This is a genomic window from Streptomyces sp. NPDC019396 (genome assembly GCF_040632375.1).
Lineage (GTDB): Bacteria > Actinomycetota > Actinomycetes > Streptomycetales > Streptomycetaceae > Streptomyces.
On sequence record NZ_JBEYBS010000004.1, the window covers coordinates 143067 to 166728 of the forward strand.

The following is a 23662-nucleotide window of genomic DNA, read 5'->3' on the forward strand; positions in this document are numbered from 1 at the left end:
CGGGGGACGGCACGGCACCGCACGCTCCGTTCCCGCGAAACGGCGCCGTGTGCGCCCCGACCACCCGTGGAGGCGGCATGACCCCTGAGGTTGCGCTGCTCCTGGGCCGCTGCGGCCTCGTTCTGTACGGCCTGGAGGACGGCGGATGCCGGATCCGCCTGGCAGGAGGCCGGTATGCCGGTCCGGACGTCGGCCGGGTCGGAGGCGGCGCGGGCGCGTGGAGCGCCTGGGCGCGGCGGCACGACGGTCGCCAGGTCCTGATCGCCACCGATCTGCCCAGCCGGAACGCGGCGGTGTGCGCGGTCGCCGATCACGCCGAGTGGGAGGACCTGGCACAGGTCCGGCCCGCCGGGACATCACGTGGGACAAAGCGGAGGTACCCGATGACGAGCATGAAGCGGCGCCACCTCTGGGGCCTGGCCCGAGAGGCCCGCAGGGCTTTGGAAGCAGGGGAGTTGACGCACACGGTTCAGCTCTACCTCAACCGTCCGGTGTACGGGAAACGGGCCGTCAGGCGGGTGGACCGGGGGGTCGACGAAGCGATCCGGGCGGTGGAGAGCTCGGGTTGGAAGTGCTGCGGTGTCGAACCATGGCTTGGCACCGGTGCTCTGCTCAGCTTCGTCAGGGCCGACTGATGGGGACGACCGCACGCCGGCGCGTGCTGCTCTTCGGCGGAATCGGCGCGCTGGTCGTGGCGTTGATCGCCGGGCTGCTGGCCTGGCAGTACGGCCCGGGACCCGGCTCCGGCACGTCGGCAACCAAACGTGACCTGAAGCCGTTCGAGCGGGCCGTCGATGCACTGGCCCAGGCTCCGGGGCTGCGTTACGAGGACACATCGCTGGCAGGTATCACGGAGAGCGAGATCACCGTGACCGCCGGCGGGAGCCAGTTCGGCACCACGGGATCCGGCATCAAGGAGCACGGCCGGGACGTGCTGCGGGTCGGGGGCAGGACCTTCACCCGCTGGCAGGACGACCCGGCTCCGGCTCCTTCGGCCAAGGCCGCGGCCAGGCCCGGCGCGAGGATCCCCAGCGAGTGGACGGTCGGACTCGACGACGGCTCCGGACTGCTGGACGAGGCGCTGGGCCGTATGCCGAGCCCGTCCGCGCTGGCGGCCGTGCTGTCGAAGGCCCTGGACCAGGTCCGGAACGCGCCCTCGGCCGAAGGCTCGCGGCAGCGTCCCCTGAGCGTCGCGGGCACACCCGCGCTCGCGGTCGACACACCGGCCGGCCGGCTGCTGGTGTCCGAGCGGCAGCCGCACCGGGTGCTGCGCCTGGAGCCCTACGACCTGGCGGAGACGGCCGACAGCTTCCGCAACGGGGCGGCGCCGACCGGGATCCCCCGGGTGACCACCGGGCCGCTGGCGTCGGGCGAGTCCGAGGGGATGGATCTGACACCGATCGTCGGTGACGCCGTCGACGCCATGTTCGACGCCCTGCTCCAGTACACGAGGCAGCTGGGGGCCGCGACCGACCACGGCATCAACTTCACCCTGGACGGCTCGGGCCGGATGAACTGCGGTGCGTCGGGTTGCACCGCGAGCCAGCGGTTCACCGGGGAGGTCTCCAGCAGGGCGAAGGGACGTATCACCCGCGGCGAAGTCAGTGCCGTCCTGAGCGCCGACTTCTCCATCGGCGGCCAGCCCGCGGGCCGCTGCACCAGCCCACGCGGCACGTTCCCGGTCCGCGGCAACCGCGTATCCGGCTCGCTGACCTGCTCGAACCCCGGCGCCGGGCCCGTCTACGCCTCGGTCGCCGCCAGGTACAAGGCACAGGCGGAGGCCCAGTCCCGGGCCGGCGGCGGCCAGCCGGTCCGCTACAGCATCCCCCTGCGGGCCAACACGCTGATCGACGCCCGCGCGCTCGCGGCGGTCGAGGTGAGCCGACTCGTCGACGGCGTACGCCGCGAGCGGGACGCCGCGGACTGCGTACGCCCCCACAGCTTCCCGCCCGGCACCCGGGTCCTCCTCGCCGACGGCACCCACCGGGCCATCGAGGAGATCCGCGTCGGCGACCTGGTGACCGCGACCGATCCGAAGCGCGGGCACACCGCCGCACGGCCGGTGCTCAACACCATCACCACCGAGGGCGACAAGGACTTCACCCGGCTCACCGTAACCACCGACCGGGGCGCCGCCACGGTCACGGCGACCGACAACCACCCGTTCTGGCTGCCCGGCGACCAGCGGTGGAAGGACGCGAAGGACCTCCGTCCAGGCGACGGCCTGCGCCGCCCCGACGGCACGACCCTGCCGGTGAGCGGGATCCACGAACAGCACGGCCGCCGGCGCACGCACGACCTCACGGTGGGCGGCTTCCACACGTACTACGTACTGGCAGGGCCGGCTCCTGTCCTGGTCCACAACAGCGGCGGCAAGCGGTGCGGGCCGTCCGTCGACGACGATCACATCGTGAACAACCACACGCCCGAAGGAATGTTCTCGACCGACCGCTCCAAGACGGAATGGCTGCCCCGGACCACCAGGGCGTCACGCGCCGCCGTCATCAACGAAGTGCTGAAGCGGGGGAATATCGTGACGAACACCCAGAACCGCAATGGAGTCGTGAAGGAACTCAGGTACAAGAAGCCGATCGGGCACGCACGGGACCGCAACAGGACTCCGCTCTACACGATGCGTGTCTACTATGACCCCGACCTCAACCACGTACGCAACGCCTTCCCGGTGAAGTGAGTCCCCCGATGGAGATCTCCTTCTCGCCGAGCGACGACTACGCCGCTCATGGTCGCGAACGCAGGCAGGGGGCCGATCTGGCCGCCGTGTCCAGGGCCGATCTGAGGTGGCACTACTTCCTCGGACGCCTCTCGATCTCCCACTCGGGCACCGAGATCGGGCCGCCGTGGGGCTGGGTGCCGCTGTTCGACGCGATGTACTGCGTGCAGCAGGTGGTGGTCTTCGCCCAGGGGGGAGAGGCGCTCGGGCGGATCGACTTCACCGAGAACGACGAGTCCATCGGCTTCGAGCTGGAGCGGAACGGCTCACTCCGGGTGGTTCCGACCTACCGGGAATCCGAACTGCGCTGTTCTGTGGCTGAATTCGTCGCGGCCGGCGCCGAGTTCATTCGCAGGGAACTAGGGCGGGTGATGGCGGAGTACCCCGCACTCGCCGGGAACGAGCATGCGTGTGCGCTGGCGGAGGAGGTGGGTCCGGGGGCTGAGGCATAGGGGCGTCCGCGCAGTCGGGTGTGTGTCGGCTACGCGGTCCTCCATGCCACCGTCCCCGACCCGACAGTGCCGCGGCGTGGTTCGAAAGGCACCGCACAGGTGGGCTCACCATCCGGTGACCAACCCACGCCCGCCCCGGGTGGCTGGGGCGGGCCGCGGTCAGTCGCTGAGGTGGACCGTGAGCCGGGTTTCCGTATCGCTGATGTTGACCGCATCGACGAAGCCCCGGGCCTTGCGGTACCTGCCCGTGCCGCCGTTGATCGCGAAGGTGATCTCTCCGGCGTCGGTCCCGGTGAACGTGATCAGGCTCTGGAGGGTGAGGGTGCCCTTGGAGAGCTTCAGGGTGGCCAGGCACTGCATGTCGTACTCGTCACCGGGAGCCGTCCTGGTCAATGTGCAGACCTCGCCGTACGTGCCGACCTCGTCGTCGTCCCGGAGCAGCGCGCCGCCGTTGATGAACTCGTCCCCCTGGGAGAGCTCGCCGGAGCCGTCGACATCGATGAAGCTGTTCTGCGCCGTCCGTGCCAGCAGGACGAAGACCTCCTCACCCTTGTCCAGCCGGTCCCGCCCGGACGAAGCGTTGTCCCGCCCGTGTCGCTCGCGTCCGGACGGGTCCCCCGTGTCATCGGCGGCCGAGGCGGGCTGAGCGCCCATCAGGAGGGCGACGGCCAGTCCCGCGCCCACGGTCCTGGCGGCTTGCTTGAGGCGAGGCACGATGGGGCTCCCAGGGGCTGGAGGCGGTCGGTTGCCAGGCCAGCTTCCTGTGAGCGGCAGGACGCCGCGACTTCGGGTGGCCATACAGGTGACAGCCCCTCAGGGACCGGCGGACGGGGCCTGCGGGTGCGTCACGGCTCAGTGCCGGCGGACGAGTTCGCGGGCCAGACGTACCAGTGCTCCGACCGAGGGATGGGGTGCGCCGGCCCGCCAGGCCAGCAGGACCGGGACGGTCGGCGCGTCGGTCAGGGGGCGGTAGGTCACTCCGGGGTGCGGATACAGGGACTCCGTCGAGGTCGATGAGACCCCCGCTCCCCGGCCCGCCGCGATGGCGGTCAGCCAGTCGTCGGTGTTGGCGACGGTCACGGCCGACGGCGGGCGGGCGCCGGAGGGCCACAGGTCGGGCGTCGTCGTTCCTGCGACAGGGTTGAGCACGATGGGCTCGGTGGCCAGGTCCGCGAGGGTGAGCGTGGTGCTTTCCGCGAGCGGGCCGTCGGAGGTGATGGCCGCCACGCGCGGCTCGGTGAAGAGCAGTTCGGTGACGAGGCCGGGCGTGTCGACCGGCCCGCGCAGCACCGCCGCGTCCACCTCGCCACGGGCGAGGCCCGCCGTGCGGTCGTCGATGCGCAGCAGCTCCAGCGGGGTGTCCGGGTGCTCCTGCTGCCAGCGGCGCAGCAGGGGGGTGGTGTACGGGCCGAGTGCCGCCCAGGCGTGCCCGAGCCGTAGGGGACGGCGGCCCAGCAGGCTGGTGTCGATGGCGTACTCGAAGGCGATGACGGCCGCCGCGGCCTTGTCGCGGAAGGCGCGGCCTTCGGGGGTGAGGTCGAGGTGGTGGGTGGAGCGGTCGACGAGCCGGACGCCGAGATGGTGTTCCAGGGCGGCCAGTGTGCGTGAGACGGCGGGCTGGGTGAGGTGCAGTGCGGCGGCTGCCCTGGTGAGGTTCCGTTCCTCCGCGATGGCGAGGAAGCAACGCAGATGACGCAGCTCGATGCTCATGCGTGCGGAGCATAACCGCAGACCAGAAGTCATTTCACACGCGACGCGGGAGGTGCGTAGCGTGGAGGAGGGAAACCTGTACGTGGCGCGAAGGGATCGGGGACCGGTGGAAGCGGTGAGTGGAGGCCCGGGTACGGGCACCGGTACGGAACAGGCTGCCGCCGCCACCGTCGCGCTGCCCGAGGCCGCGGGCTCGCTGGCCGGAGCGCCGGGTGGGCGCCGCGGGGCCGGTGGGCTCGGGCCCGTCGCCCTCGTCGTCGCCGGGGCGCTGTCCGTGCAGTTCGGTGCAGCCATCGCCGTGATGCTGATGCCGGTCGCGGGCGCCGTAGGTGTGGTCACCCTGCGGCTCGTGCTCGGCGCCGCCGTCATGCTGCTGGTCTGCCGGCCCCGGCTGCGTGGGTACGGCCGGGCCGACTGGGGGACGGTGCTCGCCTTCGGTACCGCCATGGCGGCCATGAACATGGTCTTCTACCAGGCCGTGGAGCGTATTCCGCTGGGGGTGGCCGTCACCCTGGAAGTGCTGGGACCGCTCGCGCTCTCGGTGCTGGTCTCCCGCAGGCTCATCAACCTCCTGTGGGCCGGGCTGGCCCTCGGCGGTGTCGCCCTGCTCGGCGGCGGAGGGTTCGGCGGGGCCGGTCTGGATCCGGTCGGAGTGGCCTGCGCCCTCGCGGCGGGCGTGATGTGGGCCGCGTACATCGTCTTCAGCGCCCGCACGGGGCGCCGCTTTCCGCAGGCGGACGGGCTGGCCCTCGCCATGGGTGTGGGGGCGGTGCTCAGCCTGCCGCTCGGGATCGCCGTGGCGGGTGAGGCGCTCCTGGTGCCGTCCACGATCGGGCTCGGGCTCGCGGTCGCGCTGATGTCGTCCGTGCTGCCGTACACGCTGGAGCTGCTCGCGCTGCGCAGGCTCCCCGCGCAGACCTTCGCCGTGCTGATGAGCCTGGAACCGGCGGTCGCCGCGACGGCCGGGTTCCTGCTGCTCGACCAGGCCCTGTCCTGGGCAGATGTACTGGCGATCGGGCTGGTCATCGCGGCCAGCATGGGGGCGGTGCGGACGCAGACGCGTCGTGCCCGCGAGGCCGATCGGGGAGAACCCCGCGAAGCGGCTCCGGAAAACCGGGGAAAAAAGTAAAGCAAGCACGCTTGATTGTTTCTGTGCGCACTGCCATGCTCCGGGGCACTGGTCCCATGCCGGAGGCCGAGGGACATGTCCCGAGGGGAGCGCACTGTGTCCGACCCTGCCGTCGTGCTCGACGACCTGCGTACGGAGAGCGAGGAACTCGACCGGATCGTCGCCGACTTGGGTGAGGAACGCTGGGCCGCGGCCACGCCGGCCCCCGGGTGGGACATCGCCCACCAGATCTCCCACCTCGCCTGGACCGACGAGGTCGCGCTGCTCGCCGTCACCGACCCGGGCGCGTTCGCCAAGCATGTCGAGAAGGCCCTCACCGAGCCCGACGCCTTCGTCGACCGCGCGGCCGAGGCCGGAGCGGGGCAGCCGCCCGCCGAGCTGCTCACCCGCTGGCGCGAGGGCCGTGAGCGGCTGGAGCAGGCGCTGCGCGCCGCTCCTCCCGGGTCGCGTTTCCCCTGGTACGGACCGCCTATGAGCGCCACCTCGATGGCCACCGCCCGCCTGATGGAGACCTGGGCGCACGGCCAGGACATCGCCGACGCCCTCGGGGTCGTACGCGAACCGAGCGCCCGGCTGCGGCATATCGCACACATCGGGGTCCGCGCCCGCGACTACGCCTACTTCGTACGCGGAACCGAGCCGCCGCAAGGGGAGTTCCGGGTGGAACTCACCGGGCCCGGTGGTGAGTCGTGGACATACGGGCCGGATGACGCGCCCCAGAAGGTCACCGGCCCGGCCCTGGACTTCTGCCTGCTGGTGACCCAGCGGGCGCACCGCGCCGATCTCGCCGTACGGGCGGAGGGCGCGGACGCCGACGCGTGGCTGGACATCGCGCAGGCCTTCGCGGGGCCAGCCGGTCAGGGCCGCACACCGAAGGGGGCCTGAACGGTGGGGGAGCCCGTACGAGAGCCCGCGGAGCCCGCACGACAGCCCGCACGCGGAGCATCGGGGGAGCCGCTGCGGATCGGCAACGCCTCCGGCTTCTACGGTGACCGCTTCGATGCCGTGCGCGAGATGCTCACCGGAGGCGGACTCGACGTCCTCACCGGCGACTACCTCGCCGAGCTCACCATGCTCATCCTCGGCCGCGACCGGATGAAGGACCCCCGCCTCGGCTACGCGAAGACCTTCCTGCGGCAGCTCGAAGAGGGCCTCGGGCTCGCCCACGAGCGCGGGGTGCGGATCGTCGCCAACGCGGGCGGGCTGAACCCCGCCGGGCTCGCCGACGCGGTACGTGAACTGGCCCGCCGGGTCGGGGTGCCGGTGCGTGTCGCCCATGTCGAGGGCGACGACCTCTCCGCCCGCTTCCCGGACGCGCTCGCCGCCAATGCCTACCTCGGCGGCGGCGGGATCGCCGAGTGCCTGCGCGCCGGGGCGGATGTCGTCGTCACCGGCCGGGTCACCGACGCCGCCCTCGTCACCGGGCCCGCCCAGTGGCACTTCGGCTGGCGGCCCGGCGACCCCGGACAGGACGACGCGCTCGCGGGCGCCGTGATCGCCGGGCATCTGCTCGAGTGCGGGACCCAGACGACGGGGGGCAACTACGCCTTCTTCGCCGGACTTTCCCAGGGGCATGATCTGCGGCGACCCGGATTCCCGGTCGCCGAGCTGTATGCCGACGGCTCGTCCGTGATCACCAAGCACCCCGGCACGGGTGGGGTCGTGGACACCGGCACCGTCACGGCGCAGCTCCTGTACGAGACCGGGGGCGCCCGCTACGCCGGCCCCGACGTCACCGCCCGCCTCGACTCCGTACGGCTCACGCAGGAAGGACCCGACCGGGTCAGGGTCTCCGGGGTGCGGGGCGAGGCACCGCCGCCCACGCTGAAGACCGGTCTGGTCAGGCTGGGCGGCTGGCGCAACGAAGTGGTGTTCGTGCTCACCGGTCTCGATGTCGAGGCCAAGGCGGAGCTGGTGCGGGCACAGGTCGAGGATGCCTTCGACCGGGCCAAGTCCCGCCCCCAGCAGATCCGTTGGGAGCTGGCCCGCACCGACCAGCCGGACGCGGGCACGGAGGAGACGGCCAGCGCGCTGCTGCGGCTCGTGGTCCGGGACCCGGACGCGGCGGCCGTCGGCCGGGTGGTCAGCGGCGCCGCGATCGAGCTGGCGCTCGGCAGCTACCCCGGCTTCCATGTGACGGCTCCGCCCGGCAAGGGCGCGCCGTACGGAGTGTTCGACGCGGCCTACGCGGACGCGGGGTCGGTCGAGCACACCGCCGTACTGCCGGACGGGCAGCGGCTGGCCGTCAGTGCACCGCACCGCACCCAGGAGCTGGCGCCGGTACCGGAGCCGGAGCTGCCCGCGCCGCTGCCACCCGGTCCGGTGCGCCGCGCGCCGCTGGGCCTGGTGGCCGGGGCCCGCAGCGGCGACAAGGGCGGGGACGCCAATGTGGGCGTGTGGGTCGCCACGGATGCCGCGTGGCGCTGGCTCGCCCATGAGCTGACCGTGCCGCGCCTTCATGAACTCCTCCCGGAAACAGCTGACTTGACCATCGAACGACATGTCCTGCCCAACCTGCGGGCGCTGAACTTCGTCGTCCGCGGGCTGCTCGGCGAGGGCGTCGCCTCCCAGGCGCGCTTCGACCCTCAGGCGAAGGGCCTCGGGGAGTGGCTGCGGGCGCGGCATGTCGAGATCCCCGAGTCCCTGCTGTGACCGCACCCGAGAAGACTCCCGCGTCGACCCCCGCACCGGAGGTGACCCCGTGACCGTACTCGCCAGCACACTGGACAGCGCGTCTCCCGAATACGCCGCCCAGCGCGCCGCCATGCTCGCCAAGCTGGACGCACTCGACACCGAGCACGCCAAAGCCCTCGCGGGCGGCGGCGAGAAGTACATCGCCCGGCACCGGGGGCGCGGCAAGCTGCTCGCCCGGGAGCGCATCGAGCTGCTGCTCGACCCGGACACACCGTTCCTCGAGCTGTCACCGCTCGCCGCCTGGGGCAGCGACTATCCCGTCGGCGCCTCCATCGTCACCGGGATCGGCACCATCGAGGGCGTCGAGTGCCTGGTCACGGCGAACGACCCGACCGTGCGCGGCGGGGCAAGCAACCCCTGGACCCTCAAGAAGATCCTGCGTGCACACGAGGTCGCGTTCGCCAACCGGCTGCCCCTCGTCAGCCTGGTCGAGTCCGGTGGCGCGGACCTGCCCAGCCAGAAGGAGATCTTCATCCCGGGCGGCGCGCTGTTCCGCGACCTCACCCGGCTGTCCGCCGCCGGAATCCCCACCATCGCCGTGGTCTTCGGCAACTCGACCGCGGGCGGGGCGTACGTGCCCGGAATGTCCGACCACACGGTCATGATCAAGGAGCAGTCGAAGGTCTTCCTCGGCGGGCCGCCGCTGGTGAAGATGGCCACCGGCGAGGAGAGCGACGACGAGTCGCTCGGCGGCGCCGAGATGCACGCCCGCACCTCCGGGCTCGCCGACCACTACGCCGTCGACGAGCTCGACGCCCTGCGCCACGCCCGTCGGATCGTCGCCCGGCTCAACCACCGCAAGGCGCACCCCGACCCGGCCGTCGCGGAGCCGCCCAAGTACGACGGCGAGGAGCTGCTCGGCATCATCCCCGAGGACCTCAAGACGCCCTTCGACCCGCGCGAGGTGATCGCCCGGCTTGTGGACGCCTCGGACTTCGACGAGTTCAAACCCCTCTACGGGACCAGCCTGGTGACCGGCTGGGCCCGGCTGCACGGCTACCCCGTCGGCATCCTCGCCAACGCGCAGGGTGTGCTGTTCAGCGCCGAGTCGCAGAAGGCCGCGCAGTTCATCCAGCTCGCCAACCAGCGCGACATCCCCCTGCTCTTCCTGCACAACACCACCGGCTACATGGTCGGCAAGGAGTACGAGCAGGGCGGGATCATCAAGCACGGCGCGATGATGATCAACGCCGTGTCGAACTCCAAGGTCCCGCACCTGTCCGTCCTCATGGGCGCGTCGTACGGCGCCGGGCACTACGGCATGTGCGGCAGGGCCTACGATCCGCGCTTCCTCTTCGCCTGGCCCAGCGCCAAGTCCGCGGTCATGGGCCCGCAGCAGCTCGCCGGTGTGCTGTCGATCGTGGCCCGGGCGTCGGCCGCCGCGAAGGGGCAGCCGTACGACGACGAGGCGGACGCCGCCCTGCGGGCGATGGTGGAGCAGCAGATCGAGGCGGAGTCGCTGCCCGCGTTCCTGTCCGGGCGCATCTACGACGACGGTGTCATCGATCCGCGCGACACCCGCACCGTTCTCGGGATCTGCCTGTCCGCCGTCCACACGGCCCCGGTCGAAGGCGCCCGCGGCGGCTTCGGCGTCTTCCGGATGTGAGGCCCTGATGACCGCGATGACCCCCAAGACCCCGATGACCTCGGAATCTCCGATGATCGAAACACTGCTCGTCGCCAACCGCGGCGAGATCGCCTGCCGCGTCTTCCGCACCTGCCGTGAGCTGGGCATCGCCACCGTCGCCGTGTACTCGGACGCGGACGCCGACGCCCTGCACGTACGGGAGGCCGACGCGGCCGTGCGGCTGCCGGGGTCGACCCCCGCGGAGACGTATCTGCGCGGGGACCTGATCGTGAAGGCCGCCCTCGCGGCGGGCGCGGACGCCGTGCACCCCGGCTATGGATTCCTCTCCGAGAACGCCGGCTTCGCCCGTGCCGTCATCGACGCCGGACTGGTGTGGATCGGTCCCCCGCCGCAGGCCATCGAGGCGATGGCGTCCAAGACCCGGGCCAAGCAGCTCATGGGGATCGCCCCCCTGGCCGAGGACGCGATCACCGAAGCCGAACTGCCGGTGCTGGTGAAGGCCGCGGCGGGCGGTGGCGGTCGCGGAATGCGGGTCGTACGCGAACTGGACGACCTCAAGTCCGAGTTGGCGGCAGCTCGGGCGGAGGCGCTCAGCGCCTTCGGCGACGGCGAGGTCTTCGTCGAGCCGTATGTCGAGAACGGCCGCCATGTCGAGGTGCAGATACTCGCCGACGCACACGGCGCCGTCTGGGCACTCGGCACCCGCGACTGCTCCCTCCAGCGCCGCCACCAGAAGGTGATCGAGGAGGCCCCCGCTCCCGGACTCGACGACGAGCTTCGCTCCACCCTGGCCGAGATGGCCGTACGCGCCGCCCGCGCGACGGACTATCGGGGCGCGGGCACGGTGGAGTTCCTGATCGCCGACGGCACGGCGCACTTCCTCGAGATGAACACCCGCCTCCAGGTCGAACACCCCGTCACGGAAGCGGTTTTCGGGATCGACCTGGTCGCCCTGCAGATCCGGGTCGCCGAAGGCGAGCCGCTCCCGGCCGAGCAGCCCACCGCCCACGGCCATGCCGTCGAGGCCCGCCTCTACGCGGAGGACCCGGCCCGGGGCTGGGCCCCGCAGACCGGCACCCTGCACAGATTGGCCCTGCCCGCCGACTCGGGAGTCCGCCTTGACACCGGGTTCACGGACGGCGACGCCATCGGTGTCCACTACGACGCCATGCTCGCCAAGGTCGTCGCCTGGGCCCCGACCCGCGCCGAGGCCGTACGCAAACTGGCCGGGGCACTGGAGCGGGCCCGGGTGCACGGACCGGTCACCAACCGCGAGCTGCTCGTGCGGTCGTTGCGGCACCCCGAGTTCCGCGAGGCGCGGATGGACACCGGCTTCTACGACCGCCGGCTGCCCGGGCTGACCACCACCGGCGACGGCACGCAGACCGCCGCGCTCGCCGCCGCCCTGGCGGACGCGGCGGCGCGTCGCGACGCGGGAAGTGTCACCGGCCGCATCGGTGGCTGGCGCAACCTCCCGTCCCAGCCGCAGACCAAGCGCTATCTGGCGGTGGCTGACGGCACGGAACACGAGGTCAGCTACCGGACCACCCACACCGGCACCGAGGCCGTCGACCTCCCCGGGGTGCGGGTCGCCGACGCGGCACCTGATGCCGTACACCTCGAAGTCGACGGCGTGTGCCGTGTGTTCGAGGTCAGCCGGTACGGAGACCGTATCCATGTGGACACCGCGACAGCGGCGTACACCCTGACGGAAGCACCCCGCTTCCCCGACCCCACCGCCCAGCTCGAGCCCGGCTCGCTGCTGGCACCCATGCCCGGCACCGTGGTCCGTGTCGCCGATGGCCTCGCCACCGGCGCGCGGGTCACCGCAGGGCAGCCGCTCGTCTGGCTGGAGGCGATGAAGATGGAGCACCGGATCTCCGCTCCCGCCACCGGCACGCTCACCGCGCTCCACGCCGTCCCCGGTCTCCAGGTCGAGGTCGGCGCCCTTCTCGCCGTCGTACAGGAGGACGAAACCTCATGAGCAAGAGCCTGAACGTGAGCAGCGTCATCGAGAGCGAAGAACAGGCCGCACTGCGAGCCGCCGTGTCCGCACTCGGGCAGCGCCACGGAGCGGCCTACGACCGCGAGGCCCTGTGGTCCGAGGCCGCCAAGCTGGGCTACCTCGGCGTCAACCTCCCCGCCGAGTACGGCGGCGGCGGCAGCGGCATGGCCGAGTTGTCCATCGTGCTGGAGGAGCTGGGCGCGTCCGGCTGCCCGCTGCTGATGCTGGTGGTCTCTCCCGCCATCTGCGGTACGGTCATCGCCCGCTTCGGCACCGAGGAGCAGAAGCAGGCCTGGCTGCCGGGACTCGCCGACGGCAGCCGCACCATGGCCTTCGGCATCACCGAGCCCGACGCCGGGTCGAACTCCCACCGGATCACCACCACCGCGCGCAGGACCGAGGACGGCTGGGTGCTCTCCGGCCGCAAGGTGTTCGTCTCCGGCGTCGACATCGCCGACGCCACGCTCATCGTCGGCCGTACCGAGGACGCCCGCACCGGCAGGCTCAAGGCCTGCCTCTTCATCGTCCCGAGGGACGCCCCCGGCTTCAGCCGCTCGCAGATCGACATGCAGCTGGAGTCCCACGAGAAGCAGTTCGAGCTCGTACTCGACGATGTCGTCCTGCCCGCGGACGCTCTGGTGGGCGGGGGCCCCTCCCACGCCGAAGGCCACGGAGGAGAGGACGCCGGACTGCTCCAGCTGTTCGCCGGGCTCAACCCCGAGCGGATCATGACCGCCGCCTTCGCCATCGGCATGGGCCGCTACGCGCTCGCGCGGGCGATCTCCTACGCCAAGGAGCGTCAGGTCTGGAAAGCCCCCATCGGCGCCCACCAGGCCATAGCCCACCCCCTGGCCACGGCGCACATCGAGCTGGAGCTCGCCCGGCTGATGATGCAGAAGGCGGCGGCCCTGTACGACGCGGGCGACGACGCGGGCGCGGGTGAGGCGGCGAACATGGCCAAGTACGCGGCGGGCGAGGCCTGTGTGAAGGCCGTCGACCAGGCCGTGCACACCCTCGGCGGCAACGGCCTCACCCGCGAGTACGGCCTGGCGCGGCTGATCACGGCCTCCCGGGTCGCCCGGATCGCACCGGTCAGCCGGGAAATGATCCTCAACTACGTATCCCATCAGTCCCTGGGTCTCCCCAAGTCCTACTGAGAGGCGACATTCTGGCGGCCACGACCTGTCGACTCAACGTGGAGTCGATGCCGAGCGAAGGGGCTGTGATGGTGTTCAGCAGCGAGTACGCGAACGTCCCGGTCGTCTCCCTCCCCATCCACGACGCCGTTCTGGGCCGCGCGGCCGAGTACGGGGACACACCCGCGCTGATCGACGGCGCGGGCGACATGACGATCAGCTACGCACAGCTCGACACGTTCCACCGTCGCATCGCCGCGGCACTCGCCGAGGCCGGTGTGCGCAAGGGCGACGTACTCGCCCTGCACAGCCCCAACACGGTCGCCTATCCGGCGGTCTTCTACGCCGCCACCCGCGCCGGTGCGGCCGTCACCACCGTGCACCCGCTCGCCACGGCGGAGGAGTTCGCCAAACAGCTCCGTGACTCCTCCGCCCGCTGGATCGTCACCGTCTCCCCGCTGATCGAGACCGCCCGCAGAGCCGCCGAACTCGTCGGCGGCATCGAGGAGATCTTCGTCTGCGACGAGGCGGAAGGGCACCGCTCGATCCTCGGGATGCTCGGCTCCACCGCGCCCGAGCCGGACATCGCCATCGACCCCGCCGACGACCTCGCGGCCCTCCCGTACTCGTCGGGCACCACCGGCGTCCCCAAGGGCGTCATGCTCACCCACCGCTCCATCGCCACCAACCTCGCCCAGCTCGAGCCGCTCATCCCGATGAGGCCCGGCCACCGGATACTCGCCGTGCTGCCGTTCTTCCACATCTACGGCCTCACCGCCCTGATGAACGCCCCGCTGAAGCACGGCGCCACCGTCATCGTGCTGCCGCGCTTCGACCTCGACCAGTTCCTCGCGGCGATCGAGAAGCACCGCATCAACGGGCTGTACGTGGCCCCGCCGATCGTGCTCGCGCTCGCCAAGCACCCGGCCGTGGCGCGGTACGACCTGTCCTCCCTGGAGTACATCGTCAGCGCCGCCGCCCCGCTCGACGCCCAGCTCGCCCAGGCCTGCGCGGCCCGGCTCGGTCTTCCGCCGGTGCTCCAGGCCTACGGCATGACCGAGTTGTCGCCCGGCACCCATGTCGTACCCCTGGACGCCCCGGCGCCGCCGCCCGGCACGGTCGGCAAGCTGCTGCCGAACACCGAGATGCGGCTGCTGTCCCTCGACGACCCGGACCGCGACGCCGGGCCCGGTGAGGAAGGCGAGATCGCAATCCGCGGCCCGCAGGTGATGAAGGGCTACCTCGGGCGGCCCGACGCCACCGACGCGATGATCGACCCCGACGGCTGGGTCCACACCGGCGACATCGGGCGGGTCGACGCGGACGGCTGGCTGTTCGTGGTCGACCGGGTGAAGGAACTCATCAAGTACAAGGGCTTCCAGGTCGCCCCGGCCGAGCTGGAAGCCCTGCTCCTCACCCATGAGGGCATCGCCGACGCGGCCGTGATCGGGGTGTACGACGACGACGGCAACGAGATCCCGAAGGCGTACGTCGTACGTCAGCCGAGCGCCGACGACCTCAGCCCCGACGACGTGATGGGATACGTGGCCGAACGCGTCTCCCCGTACAAGAAGGTCCGCCGGGTCGAGTTCACCGGCGAGATACCACGAGCCGCGTCCGGAAAGATCCTCCGGCGCGAACTGCGCACCCGCGAAAGCGACCGCGAAGACCGTGAGAAGGAGAACATCACATGACCCTGGTCGCCAAGGCGTCCGAGCGAGGGACGGCGACGCTGACCCTCGACTCACCGGCCAACCGCAACGCACTCTCGGCCCGGCTGGTCGGTGAGCTCGCCGACGCCCTGGCGGCGTGCGGGAAGGACCCGTCCGTACGGGCCGTGGTCCTGACCCACACCGGTACGACCTTCAGCGCGGGCGCCGACCTGAAGGAGCCGCCGAACCCGTACACCTTCGTCGCCCTGCTGCGGCAGATCATCGAGCTGCCCAAGCCGGTGGTGGCCCGGGTGTCGGGCCGGGTGCGGGCCGGTGGACTCGGCCTGGTCGGCGCCTGCGACATCGCCGTCGCGTCGTCGGCGTCGGACTTCGCCTTCACGGAGGTCCGGATCGGGGTGGCGCCCGCGGTGATCTCGCTGCCGCTGCTGCCGCGCCTGGAGCCGCGTGCCGCCGCCCGCCACTATCTGACCGGCGAGGTCTTCGGCGCCGCCGAAGCCGCCCGGATGGGGCTGCTGACCGCTGTGGACGAGGAAGACGACACGGCCGTCACGGCACTCGCCCCCATACTGGACGGCTTCCGGAAGGCCTCGCCGGTGGCCCTGGAGGCGACGAAACAGCTGCTCACGGCTAGGGTGCGGGGGACCTTCGACCGAGACGCGGAGGACCTGGTCCAGCGTTCGGCGTCGCTCTTCGCCTCGGCGGAGGCGCGCGAGGGGATGACGGCCTTTCTCGAACGACGGGACCCCGCATGGGTGTTGTGACCTCCCCCAAGCAGGACCGCAGCCGGGTCACCCGGCAGCGGCTTCTGGAGGCCGCGGTGGCCTGCCTTGCCGAACGCGGCTGGGCAGGCTCGACCGTCTCGGTGGTGGCCGAGCGGGCCGGGGTCTCGCGGGGCGCGGCGCAACACCACTTCCCGACCCGGGAGGACCTCTTCACCGCGGCCGTCGAATACGTCGCCGAACAGCGCTCCAGCGCTCTGCGCGCCCTGCCCGTCACGGACCGCCCGGCCGTCGTCGCGGCCCTGGTCGACCTCTATACGGGCCCCCTGTTCCGCGCCGCCCTCCATCTGTGGGTCGCCGCCTCCAGTGAGGACCAGCTCCGCGACCGTGTCACGGAACTGGAGGCCCGCGTCGGCCGCGAGACCCACCGCATCGCGGTGGAGCTGCTCGGCGCGGACGAGTCGGTCCCGGGTGTGCGGGAGACGGTCCAGGGCCTGCTGGACATGGCGCGTGGCCTGGGACTCGCGAATCTGCTGACGGATGACCGGGCGCGGCGCAAGCGGGTGGTGGGGCAGTGGGCGGCGCTGCTGGAAGAGGTTCTGGTCTGAGCCTGGGGCGGGTGGGCCTGCCGGCGACAGGGCGCAGCACGCAGCTCGTAGGACGCCGGCCGGGGCCCGCCAGGGGGTGTGACCCGGGTCACCGCCGTGCGCCCCGGGCACGGCGTATCCTTGCCGCATGCTTCCGCTCGTACGACGCCGCCACGTGGACTTCCTCCGCGTCACGAGCATGGGCTGTCGGGCTTACCTCTGACCCAGCCTGATCCAAGCCCCTCTCCACCCTCTCCGGCCCTCCGGCCCCGCCACATCCTGGCGCCGCCGGTCGTACGAGTCACCCGACATCACGGGACCGTGGCCGGAACACACCACAGCGGACGCACCCATGTCTCTCTCCCTGATCCACTCGCAGAGCTCCCAGGACTACGCGCAGCTCCCGGTCATCGACCTGTCAGCGGCCGACCGCGGCCCCGAAGCCCGCGCCGGGCTGCACGCCAAGCTGCACCGTGCGGCCCATGACGTCGGCTTCTTCCAGCTCGTCGGGCACGGGGTGACCCAGGCCGAGACCGATGCGCTGACGGACGCCATGCAAGCCTTCTTCGCGCTGCCCGAGGCGGACCGGCTCGCCATCGACAACGTCAATTCGCCGCACTTCCGCGGCTACACCCGCATCGGCGACGAGCGCACCGGCGGCAGCCGCGACTGGCGGGACCAGATGGACATCGGCGCGGAGCGGCCCGCGCACGTACCGGCGCCCGGCGAGCCCGCGTACTGGTGGCTCGAGGGACCCAACCAGTGGCCCGACGCGCTGCCCGGGCTGCGGACCGCAGCGCTCGGGTGGATCGACCGGCTCAGCGGTGTCGCGCACAAGCTGCTGCACGAGCTGCTCGCCTCGATCAGTGCCCCGCCGGACTTCTACGACGACATCTTCGGCGACCAGGCCCATCTGCACCTCAAGCTGGTGCGCTACCCGGGCAGCTCGGGCGACGGGGCCGATCAGGGCGTGGGCGCCCACAAGGACTACGGCTTCCTCACCCTGCTGCACCAGGACCGGGTCGGTGGCCTCCAGGTGCAGCGGGAGGACGGTGCCTTCCATGACGTACCGCCGATGCCCGGCGCGTTCGTCGTGAACCTCGGCGAGCTGCTGGAAGTCGCCACCAACGGCTATCTGATCGCCACCAACCACCGGGTGGTCAGCCCGCCCGGCGCCGTCGAGCGCTACTCGGTGCCGTTCTTCTACAACCCGCGGCTCGACGCCCGTATCGCCCCGCTGCCGTTCCCGTACGCGTCGGGCGCGCCGGGTGTCACGGCGGACCCGGCCAATCCGCTGTTCGCGGAGTACGGGCGCAACGAGCTCAAGGGCAAGCTGCGGGCGCACCCGCTGGTCGCCGCCCGCCACCACGCGGAGCTGGTGGAGCGGGCGGCGTAGAACCCGTCGGGGTGTCAGCGCCGGGTTCAGCCGGCGATGTCGGCGTAGCCCTCGATGTCGCGGGGGTCGCGGGAGCCGGGGCCGATGTACCGGGCGGAGGGCCGCACCAGCCGCCCGGTGCGCTTCTGCTCCAGGATGTGCGCCGACCAGCCCGCCGTACGCGCGCAGGTGAACATCGACGTGAACATGTGCGCCGGGACCTCGGCGAAGTCGAGCATGATCGCGGCCCAGAACTCCACGTTCGTCGCCAGGATCCGGTCCGGACGGCGGTTGTGCAGCTCCTCCAGGGCCGCCCTCTCCAGCGCCTCGGCGATCTCGAAGCGCGGCGCGCCGAGCTCCTTGGCCGTACGGCGCAGCACCCGGGCACGCGGGTCCTCCGCGCGGTACACACGGTGACCGAAGCCCATCAGCCGCTCGCCCTTGTCGAGGGCCTTCTTCACGTACGCCACGGCGTCACCGGTGCGCTCGATCTCCTCGATCATGCCGAGCACACGGGACGGCGCACCGCCGTGCAGCGGTCCCGACATGGCGCCGACGGCACCCGAGAGGGCGGCGGCCACGTCCGCGCCGGTGGAGGCGATGACCCGGGCGGTGAACGTGGAGGCGTTCATGCCGTGCTCGGCGGCGGACGTCCAGTACGCGTCCACGGCCTTGACGTGCTTGGGGTCCGGCTCGCCGCGCCAGCGGATCATGAAGCGCTCGACCACGGACTCGGCCTTGTCGATCTCGCGCTGCGGCACCATCGGCAGCCCCTGGCCGCGTGCACTCTGTGCCACGTACGACAGGGCCATCACGGCGGCACGCGCCAGGTCGTCGCGGGCCTCCTCCACGTCGATGTCGAGCAGGGGCCGCAGGCCCCACACCGGTGCCAGCATGGCCATCGCCGACTGGACGTCCACACGGATGTCACCGGAGTGGACCGGGATGGGGAACGGTTCGGCGGCCGGGAGGCCGGGGTTGAACGCCCCGTCGACCAGCAGGCCCCAGACGTTTCCGAACGAGACGTGGCCGACGAGGTCCTCGATGTCCACACCTCGGTAGCGGAGCGCGCTGCCTTCCTTGTCGGGTTCGGCGATCTCCGTCTCGAACGCGACGACTCCTTCGAGTCCGGGTACGAAGTCGGACATCAGGCGGCTCCTCATGAGGTTGTGCGAGACAGGATTCGGCCCGGGAGGGTCACCCGGGTGATGCCCCGCGCGGTGGGTGGTCACCCGCACCGCGTCGTAGGGAGGCCTCAGCGGCCCAGCATCCGATTTTGATCGATCACCCTGGCGCGGGGAAGCGTGACATCCGGCACACCGCGCCGATTTGGATCCTAGGATTAGCGGCACTCGGTGCCGGGCAAACTGCGCCGCTGCGGCAGGATGACTTCCGTGACCGACGCTCTGGACCCCGCAGCCATGCGTGAGTACTACCGCTCGACGCCCCTCGAAGAGGCGGACCTGCCCGCGGAACCGATGGAACAGTTCGTCCGCTGGTTCAAGGACGCCGCGGCCGGCCATCTGCACGAGCCGAACGCCATGATCGTGTCGACGGCCACCCCAGACGGCCGTCCCTCGTCCCGCACGGTGCTGCTCAAGCACTTCGACGACCGCGGTTTTGTCTTCTATACGAACTACGGTTCCCACAAGGGCCGCGACCTCGACGCCAACCCGCGGGTCTCGCTGCTCTTCCCCTGGCATCCGCTCACCCGCCAGGTCATCGTCAGCGGCACCGCGGCCCGGGTCGGCCGCGACGAGACGGCCGCGTACTTCCGCACCCGGCCGCACGGCTCCCAGCTCGGAGCCTGGGCCAGCCCCCAGTCCTCAGTGATCCCCTCCCGCGCCGATCTGCTGGGGCGCTACGAGGAGCTGGCGGCGCGCTATCCGGAGGGAGAGCAGGTGCCGGTACCGACGGACTGGGGCGGCTACCGGGTCACCCCGGAGACGGTGGAGTTCTGGCAGGGGCACGAGAACCGGCTGCACGACCGGCTGCGGTACGTGCGCGAGGCGGGGTCGCCCTCGGGCGAAGACCCGCTCAGGGGTCCGCGCTGGCGGGTGGAACGCCTGGCGCCCTGACCCCGGCCCGCTCCTGACCGCGGGATGGTGAGACGGCGGCAAACGCAGAAACCCGCGGGCTCTGGTCTCCTCCGTGGAGGAGGCCGGCCGGACATACCGGCGAGCCCGCGGGTCGGTGACTGCTTGGATTCCGGCAGGACTACCCGCCGCGGTGCACTGAGTGCGACAACGGGCTGTCAGCCCGCAGCCACCTCGCTTGTCCGGTAAGAAATCACTTCCGAACCACCTCCTTTCCAACGTGTGACCCACATTAGGAACCTCCGGAGCCACGCTCAACCCATTTTTGAGACCGGCTGCACGGCACATCGATTTCCCCGAAATTCATGTGTCGTGTGTCACGTTCCAGTTGAATGGCCGGGGTGCCGCCCACGGAGCGGCAACGGACCGCGGACACGCGCGGACACGTCCGGCAGGGGGCCAGGATGAGTGCTTCCAGGAGCGAGATCACCAGCGCGTTGGGACCTGACGGGCCAGGGCGGGACGGCCCGGGCGCCCGCGGACCCGAACGGGACGGACCCGGACCTGGCTCGGATCTGCTCGCCGCGCTGCTGGACGGCATGGACGCGGCGCTGTGCGCGTTCGACGCGGAAGGCGTGCTCACCCACTGGAACCGTGAGGCCGAACGGATCCTCGGGTGGTCGCCTGCGGAGGCCGTGGGACGTCCCGGATTCGCGGGCTGGGCGGTCCGTAGCGCCGATGCCGACGAGGTGCAGGGGCGGCTGATGGCCTCGATGCACGCGCCCGGGCGTCAGGTGCACGAGTTCGCGCTGCTGCGCAAGGACGGCGGGCGGGTGCTGGTACGCACCCAGTCCGCGGGGGTACGCGGGGCGGACGGCGGGCCGGCCGGGGTGTACTGCGCGTTCAGCGAGGTCCACGCGCAGATCGACTTGGAGCGCTCGATCGCGCTCAGCGAGGCCCTGTTCGACGACGCCTCGTGGGGGGTCGTCCTGGTGGACGTGGATCTGCGGCCGACGGTCGTCAACCGGCGCGCGGCACGGATGCTCGACACCGGTGGGCGGACCGCGTCGCTCGGCCGGCCGCTCGGCGAGCTCATCGTCCAGGGCGTGGAGGAACTCGAAGGCGCCCTGCACCATGTGCTCGCCGAGGGTGCCCCCGGCGCCCCGGCCGAACTGTGGGTGACCCTGCGCTCGGGCGAGCAGCGCAGGCGGTGCTGGCGCAGCGGCTTCCTGCGGCTGGCTTCGCCGCTCGCCGAGGAACCCGTGCCCCTGGGTGCCGCCTGGCTCTTCCAGGACGTGACGGAGGACAAGCTCAGGGAACAGGAGGCGGACCGGCTGCGATTCCGCTACAGCCAGCTGCACCGTGCGGCGCGTGCGGTCGCCGAGTGCGAGGACCCGATGGAGGCGGCGACGGCCCAGGTGGACTTCGCCCTGGCGGGCTTCGCGGACCATGCGCTGTTCGATGTCGCGGCTGGCGAGCGGCTGGTACGCGCCGCCGCGACCCCGTCCGGCGCACCGGGACCGGTCGCGCGGGTGGCGGGGGCGGGCATCCCGGTGCGCTACACCCCCGGACACCCGGCCCTCCAGGCACTGGACCGCGTCGGCACGGTTCTGGTGAGCGCCAGTGCCAACGCCCGCGCGGAGACCTGGGCAGCGGAACGCCAGTGGCCCCGCGACGCGGTGCACGCCCTGTGCACGGTGCTCCGCAGCCGTGGCCGCACCCTCGGCGTGCTCACCTTCGTCCGCGCCGTGAACCGTCCTGCGTTCGAACGCCCGGACGCGGTGTACGCGGAGAACGTCGCGATGCGCGTGGCGGCGGCGCTGGACCTCGCGGGGGTGAGCGGCGAGCGGGGCTGACGGCAGCCCCGGTTGCCCGGCCCGTCACGGCCCGCTACGAGGTCAGGGAGGTCAGAGGCGCACAGGGCGCGGCACGCCGGAGACCCCTACGACCCGAAGAAGGCACGGTCCGCTACGACCGGTAGAAGACACGGGCCGCGTGATCCGACATCACGCGCTCGTTCCACTCGTGGCCCCCGTCCACGTTCCCCGACCGCAACAGCGGCGGTTCCAGGCCCCGCGAGGCGAGCTCCACCGCCGCCGAGGCCATCGTCGCCTGCATCAGCGCGCTGGTGACGACCGTCGACGCGGGGGCGAAGGGCGCCCCGATGCCGTCCGCCGTCAGTTCCGCGTCGCCGATCGCGATCTTGGAGTCGAGGACGATGTCGCAGTGGTCCCTGAGGTACGTACCCGAGGCGTGCCGTGAGCCTGTCCCGCTCGCGTACGCCACCGAGGTCACGCCGATCACGGTGAGCCCGAGAGCCCGGGCCTTCATCGCCATCTCGACCGGGAGGGCGTTGCGGCCCGAGAGGGAGACGATGATCAGCAGGTCGCCCGCGCGCGCCGGGCTGGATTCGATGACGGCGCTCGCGAGCCCCTCCACCCGTTCCAGCGCGGAGCCGAGGGTCGCGGGCATGACGTCGACGCCGACGGTGCCGGGCACCGTCAGCAGGTTCATCAGGGCGAAGCCGCCCGCACGGTAGACCACGTCCTGTGCGGCGAGCGAGGAGTGGCCCGCGCCGAAGGCGAAGAGCCGGCCGCCTGCCGCGACGGTGTCCGCGACGGCGGCACCCGCGGCCGCCACCGTGGCCGCCTCCTCCTCACGGACCCGCTCCAGCAGGCCGATCGCGGCGTCGAGGAACTGCCCCGCGGGGGTGGTCTCGCCCATGACGGTGGCCCCAATCTCGTTGTGTGCCCGTGGTCTTCCCGTCGTCTCGCGGATCACGGTGAGGTCTGGACCATTGCTCTGTCAATACGGGCTTCGCCCGGGTGGGCCCGGTTGTCAGCGGCATGCGTCAGAATTGAGTCAGGGCCATCGCACGATTTTTTTTGCCACAGCATCGAGGGGCATGTATGTCCGGACTGATCGACACCACGGAGATGTACCTCCGCACCATCCTCGAGCTTGAAGAGGAAGGCGTGGTCCCCATGCGCGCCCGGATCGCCGAGCGCCTGGACCAGAGCGGCCCGACGGTCAGCCAGACCGTTGCCCGGATGGAGCGCGACGGTCTGGTGACGGTCGCGGGGGACAGGCACCTCGAGCTGACCGACGAGGGCCGTCGGCTCGCCACCCGTGTGATGCGCAAGCACCGGCTGGCCGAGTGCCTGCTGGTCGATGTGATCGGCCTGGAGTGGGAGCAGGTGCACGCCGAGGCGTGCCGCTGGGAGCACGTGATGAGCGAGGCCGTCGAGCGGCGGGTGCTGGAGCTGCTGCGCCACCCGACGGAGTCCCCGTACGGCAACCCGATCCCGGGTCTCGAGGAGCTGGGCGAGAAGACGGAGGCCGATCCGTTCCTGGACGACTCCATGGTCAGCCTTGCCGAGCTCGACGCGGGCACGGAGGGCAAGACGGTCGTGGTCCGCAGGATCGGTGAGCCGATCCAGACCGACGCCCAGCTGATGTACACGCTGCGCCGGGCGGGTGTGCAGCCCGGTTCGGTGGTGAGCGTGACGGAGTCCGCGGGCGGAGTGCTGGTGGGCAGCGGCGGTGAGGCGGCGGAGCTGGAGGCGGAGGTCGCCTCGCATGTGTTCGTGGCGAAGCGCTGAGGTCTTCCGGGCCCTCTGTCACCGACCTCCTGTACTGACCTCCTGAGTCAGCCTCTTGCGGGCGTTTTCCGGCCGGAACGGCAGCGCCCGGGCGCTGCGCGTGCCACGCTGTGGCTGAGGCATATGACTGGGGGTGGGCAGATGTCGTACGTCCGCGAACCGCGCCGGTACCCGTCGTGCACGCACACCGTCCCGCACGTGTGCGGCATGTCGCACACAAGGGGC

The 23662-nt window shown here is 71.6% G+C and carries 20 protein-coding genes; 16 read left to right on the top strand and 4 right to left on the bottom strand.

Translation table 11 applies throughout. The features are described 5' to 3' along the window. The first annotated feature begins 77 nt into the window (after nucleotides 1-77). From ABZ532_RS06110 to ABZ532_RS06120, 3 genes are read left to right on the top strand one after another with little or no spacing between them, the layout of a single operon-like run. Complete coding sequence (locus ABZ532_RS06110; protein WP_361279909.1) at nucleotides 78-635, top strand: hypothetical protein; 558 nt, start codon at nucleotides 78-80, stop codon at nucleotides 633-635. Beyond that, nucleotides 635-2692 carry a Hint domain-containing protein gene (locus ABZ532_RS06115; RefSeq protein ID WP_361279911.1) on the top strand — a complete coding sequence of 686 codons (2058 nt, stop codon included), beginning with the start codon at nucleotides 635-637 and terminating at the stop codon, nucleotides 2690-2692. Before ABZ532_RS06110 ends, ABZ532_RS06115 begins: the two co-directional genes overlap by 1 nt. Before the next feature lie 8 nt (nucleotides 2693-2700). Continuing rightward, entirely contained in the window at nucleotides 2701-3183 is a 483-nt protein-coding gene (locus ABZ532_RS06120; protein ID WP_361279912.1) for a hypothetical protein, read from the top strand. Between the two features lie 159 nt (nucleotides 3184-3342). Here the strand turns inward: ABZ532_RS06120 and ABZ532_RS06125 are convergent, their stop codons facing one another. After that, complete coding sequence (locus ABZ532_RS06125) at nucleotides 3343-3897, bottom strand: hypothetical protein (protein ID WP_361279913.1); 555 nt, start codon at nucleotides 3895-3897, stop codon at nucleotides 3343-3345. A 138-nt stretch (nucleotides 3898-4035) separates the two neighbouring features. Then, nucleotides 4036-4893 (bottom strand): LysR family transcriptional regulator, encoded by an 858-nt coding sequence (locus tag ABZ532_RS06130; protein WP_361279915.1) that lies wholly within the window; start codon nucleotides 4891-4893, stop codon nucleotides 4036-4038. Between the two features lie 196 nt (nucleotides 4894-5089). Between ABZ532_RS06130 and ABZ532_RS06135 the strand changes: the two genes are divergently transcribed. The 10 genes from ABZ532_RS06135 (at nucleotide 5090) to ABZ532_RS06180 (ending at nucleotide 17820) form a co-directional block, all read left to right on the top strand. Further along, nucleotides 5090-6022 (top strand): EamA family transporter, encoded by a 933-nt coding sequence (locus tag ABZ532_RS06135; RefSeq protein ID WP_361280108.1) that lies wholly within the window; start codon nucleotides 5090-5092, stop codon nucleotides 6020-6022. A gap of 96 nt (nucleotides 6023-6118) precedes the next feature. Further along, nucleotides 6119-6907 (top strand): TIGR03084 family metal-binding protein, encoded by a 789-nt coding sequence (locus tag ABZ532_RS06140; RefSeq protein WP_361279916.1) that lies wholly within the window; start codon nucleotides 6119-6121, stop codon nucleotides 6905-6907. A gap of 72 nt (nucleotides 6908-6979) precedes the next feature. Continuing rightward, nucleotides 6980-8674: an acyclic terpene utilization AtuA family protein gene (locus ABZ532_RS06145; protein WP_361280110.1), complete on the top strand. Its 1695-nt coding sequence runs from the start codon at nucleotides 6980-6982 to the stop codon at nucleotides 8672-8674. Between the two features lie 49 nt (nucleotides 8675-8723). Further along, on the top strand, nucleotides 8724-10322 hold the full coding sequence (locus tag ABZ532_RS06150; RefSeq protein WP_361279918.1) for a carboxyl transferase domain-containing protein: 1599 nt from the start codon (nucleotides 8724-8726) through the stop codon (nucleotides 10320-10322). Nucleotides 10323-10374: 52 nt separating this feature from the next. Continuing rightward, the gene (locus ABZ532_RS06155) at nucleotides 10375-12288 is read left to right on the top strand and encodes a biotin carboxylase N-terminal domain-containing protein (protein WP_361279919.1); all 1914 of its coding nucleotides are present in this window, start codon (nucleotides 10375-10377) and stop codon (nucleotides 12286-12288) included. A gap of 14 nt (nucleotides 12289-12302) precedes the next feature. Then, nucleotides 12303-13466 carry an acyl-CoA dehydrogenase family protein gene (locus ABZ532_RS06160; RefSeq protein ID WP_361280111.1) on the top strand — a complete coding sequence of 388 codons (1164 nt, stop codon included), beginning with the start codon at nucleotides 12303-12305 and terminating at the stop codon, nucleotides 13464-13466. 68 nt (nucleotides 13467-13534) lie between these two features. Next, nucleotides 13535-15139, top strand: a complete 1605-nt coding sequence (locus ABZ532_RS06165; protein ID WP_361279920.1) for a 4-coumarate--CoA ligase family protein — start codon at nucleotides 13535-13537, stop codon at nucleotides 15137-15139. Continuing rightward, on the top strand, nucleotides 15136-15879 hold the full coding sequence (locus tag ABZ532_RS06170) for an enoyl-CoA hydratase family protein (protein ID WP_361279921.1): 744 nt from the start codon (nucleotides 15136-15138) through the stop codon (nucleotides 15877-15879). Before ABZ532_RS06165 ends, ABZ532_RS06170 begins: the two co-directional genes overlap by 4 nt. Beyond that, nucleotides 15867-16445 carry a TetR/AcrR family transcriptional regulator gene (locus tag ABZ532_RS06175; protein WP_361279922.1) on the top strand — a complete coding sequence of 193 codons (579 nt, stop codon included), beginning with the start codon at nucleotides 15867-15869 and terminating at the stop codon, nucleotides 16443-16445. Before ABZ532_RS06170 ends, ABZ532_RS06175 begins: the two co-directional genes overlap by 13 nt. Nucleotides 16446-16776: 331 nt before the next feature. After that, on the top strand, nucleotides 16777-17820 hold the full coding sequence (locus ABZ532_RS06180; RefSeq protein WP_361279923.1) for a 2-oxoglutarate and iron-dependent oxygenase domain-containing protein: 1044 nt from the start codon (nucleotides 16777-16779) through the stop codon (nucleotides 17818-17820). Nucleotides 17821-17846: 26 nt separating this feature from the next. Here ABZ532_RS06180 and ABZ532_RS06185 read toward each other — a convergent pair whose 3' ends face one another. After that, nucleotides 17847-18947: a citrate synthase 2 gene (locus ABZ532_RS06185; protein ID WP_361279925.1), complete on the bottom strand. Its 1101-nt coding sequence runs from the start codon at nucleotides 18945-18947 to the stop codon at nucleotides 17847-17849. Nucleotides 18948-19184: 237 nt separating this feature from the next. Between ABZ532_RS06185 and pdxH the strand changes: the two genes are divergently transcribed. Continuing rightward, nucleotides 19185-19877, top strand: a complete 693-nt coding sequence (gene pdxH, locus ABZ532_RS06190) for a pyridoxamine 5'-phosphate oxidase (protein ID WP_361279927.1) — start codon at nucleotides 19185-19187, stop codon at nucleotides 19875-19877. Between the two features lie 422 nt (nucleotides 19878-20299). After that, the gene (locus ABZ532_RS06195) at nucleotides 20300-21691 is read left to right on the top strand and encodes a PAS domain-containing protein (RefSeq protein WP_361279929.1); all 1392 of its coding nucleotides are present in this window, start codon (nucleotides 20300-20302) and stop codon (nucleotides 21689-21691) included. A gap of 112 nt (nucleotides 21692-21803) precedes the next feature. Here the strand turns inward: ABZ532_RS06195 and ABZ532_RS06200 are convergent, their stop codons facing one another. Beyond that, nucleotides 21804-22559 carry an SIS domain-containing protein gene (locus ABZ532_RS06200; RefSeq protein ID WP_361279931.1) on the bottom strand — a complete coding sequence of 252 codons (756 nt, stop codon included), beginning with the start codon at nucleotides 22557-22559 and terminating at the stop codon, nucleotides 21804-21806. A 185-nt stretch (nucleotides 22560-22744) separates the two neighbouring features. Here ABZ532_RS06200 and ABZ532_RS06205 point away from each other — a divergent pair, with 185 nt between their 5' ends. After that, nucleotides 22745-23437, top strand: coding sequence for a metal-dependent transcriptional regulator (locus tag ABZ532_RS06205; protein WP_361279933.1), 693 nt, complete (start codon nucleotides 22745-22747; stop codon nucleotides 23435-23437). Nucleotides 23438-23662: the final 225 nt, after the last annotated feature.

Coding starts and splice junctions, on each gene's coding strand:
- pdxH (WP_361279927.1), top strand. CDS start 19,185: ATGACTTCCGTGACCGACGCTCTGGACCCCGCAGCCATGCGTGAGTAC.
- ABZ532_RS06120 (WP_361279912.1), top strand. CDS start 2,701: ATGGAGATCTCCTTCTCGCCGAGCGACGACTACGCCGCTCATGGTCGC.
- ABZ532_RS06195 (WP_361279929.1), top strand. CDS start 20,300: ATGAGTGCTTCCAGGAGCGAGATCACCAGCGCGTTGGGACCTGACGGG.
- ABZ532_RS06200 (WP_361279931.1), bottom strand. CDS start 22,559: ATGGGCGAGACCACCCCCGCGGGGCAGTTCCTCGACGCCGCGATCGGC.
- ABZ532_RS06110 (WP_361279909.1), top strand. CDS start 78: ATGACCCCTGAGGTTGCGCTGCTCCTGGGCCGCTGCGGCCTCGTTCTG.
- ABZ532_RS06185 (WP_361279925.1), bottom strand. CDS start 18,947: ATGTCCGACTTCGTACCCGGACTCGAAGGAGTCGTCGCGTTCGAGACG.
- ABZ532_RS06130 (WP_361279915.1), bottom strand. CDS start 4,893: ATGAGCATCGAGCTGCGTCATCTGCGTTGCTTCCTCGCCATCGCGGAG.
- ABZ532_RS06165 (WP_361279920.1), top strand. CDS start 13,535: ATGGTGTTCAGCAGCGAGTACGCGAACGTCCCGGTCGTCTCCCTCCCC.
- ABZ532_RS06180 (WP_361279923.1), top strand. CDS start 16,777: ATGTCTCTCTCCCTGATCCACTCGCAGAGCTCCCAGGACTACGCGCAG.
- ABZ532_RS06115 (WP_361279911.1), top strand. CDS start 635: ATGGGGACGACCGCACGCCGGCGCGTGCTGCTCTTCGGCGGAATCGGC.
- ABZ532_RS06205 (WP_361279933.1), top strand. CDS start 22,745: ATGTCCGGACTGATCGACACCACGGAGATGTACCTCCGCACCATCCTC.
- ABZ532_RS06170 (WP_361279921.1), top strand. CDS start 15,136: ATGACCCTGGTCGCCAAGGCGTCCGAGCGAGGGACGGCGACGCTGACC.
- ABZ532_RS06175 (WP_361279922.1), top strand. CDS start 15,867: ATGGGTGTTGTGACCTCCCCCAAGCAGGACCGCAGCCGGGTCACCCGG.
- ABZ532_RS06155 (WP_361279919.1), top strand. CDS start 10,375: ATGATCGAAACACTGCTCGTCGCCAACCGCGGCGAGATCGCCTGCCGC.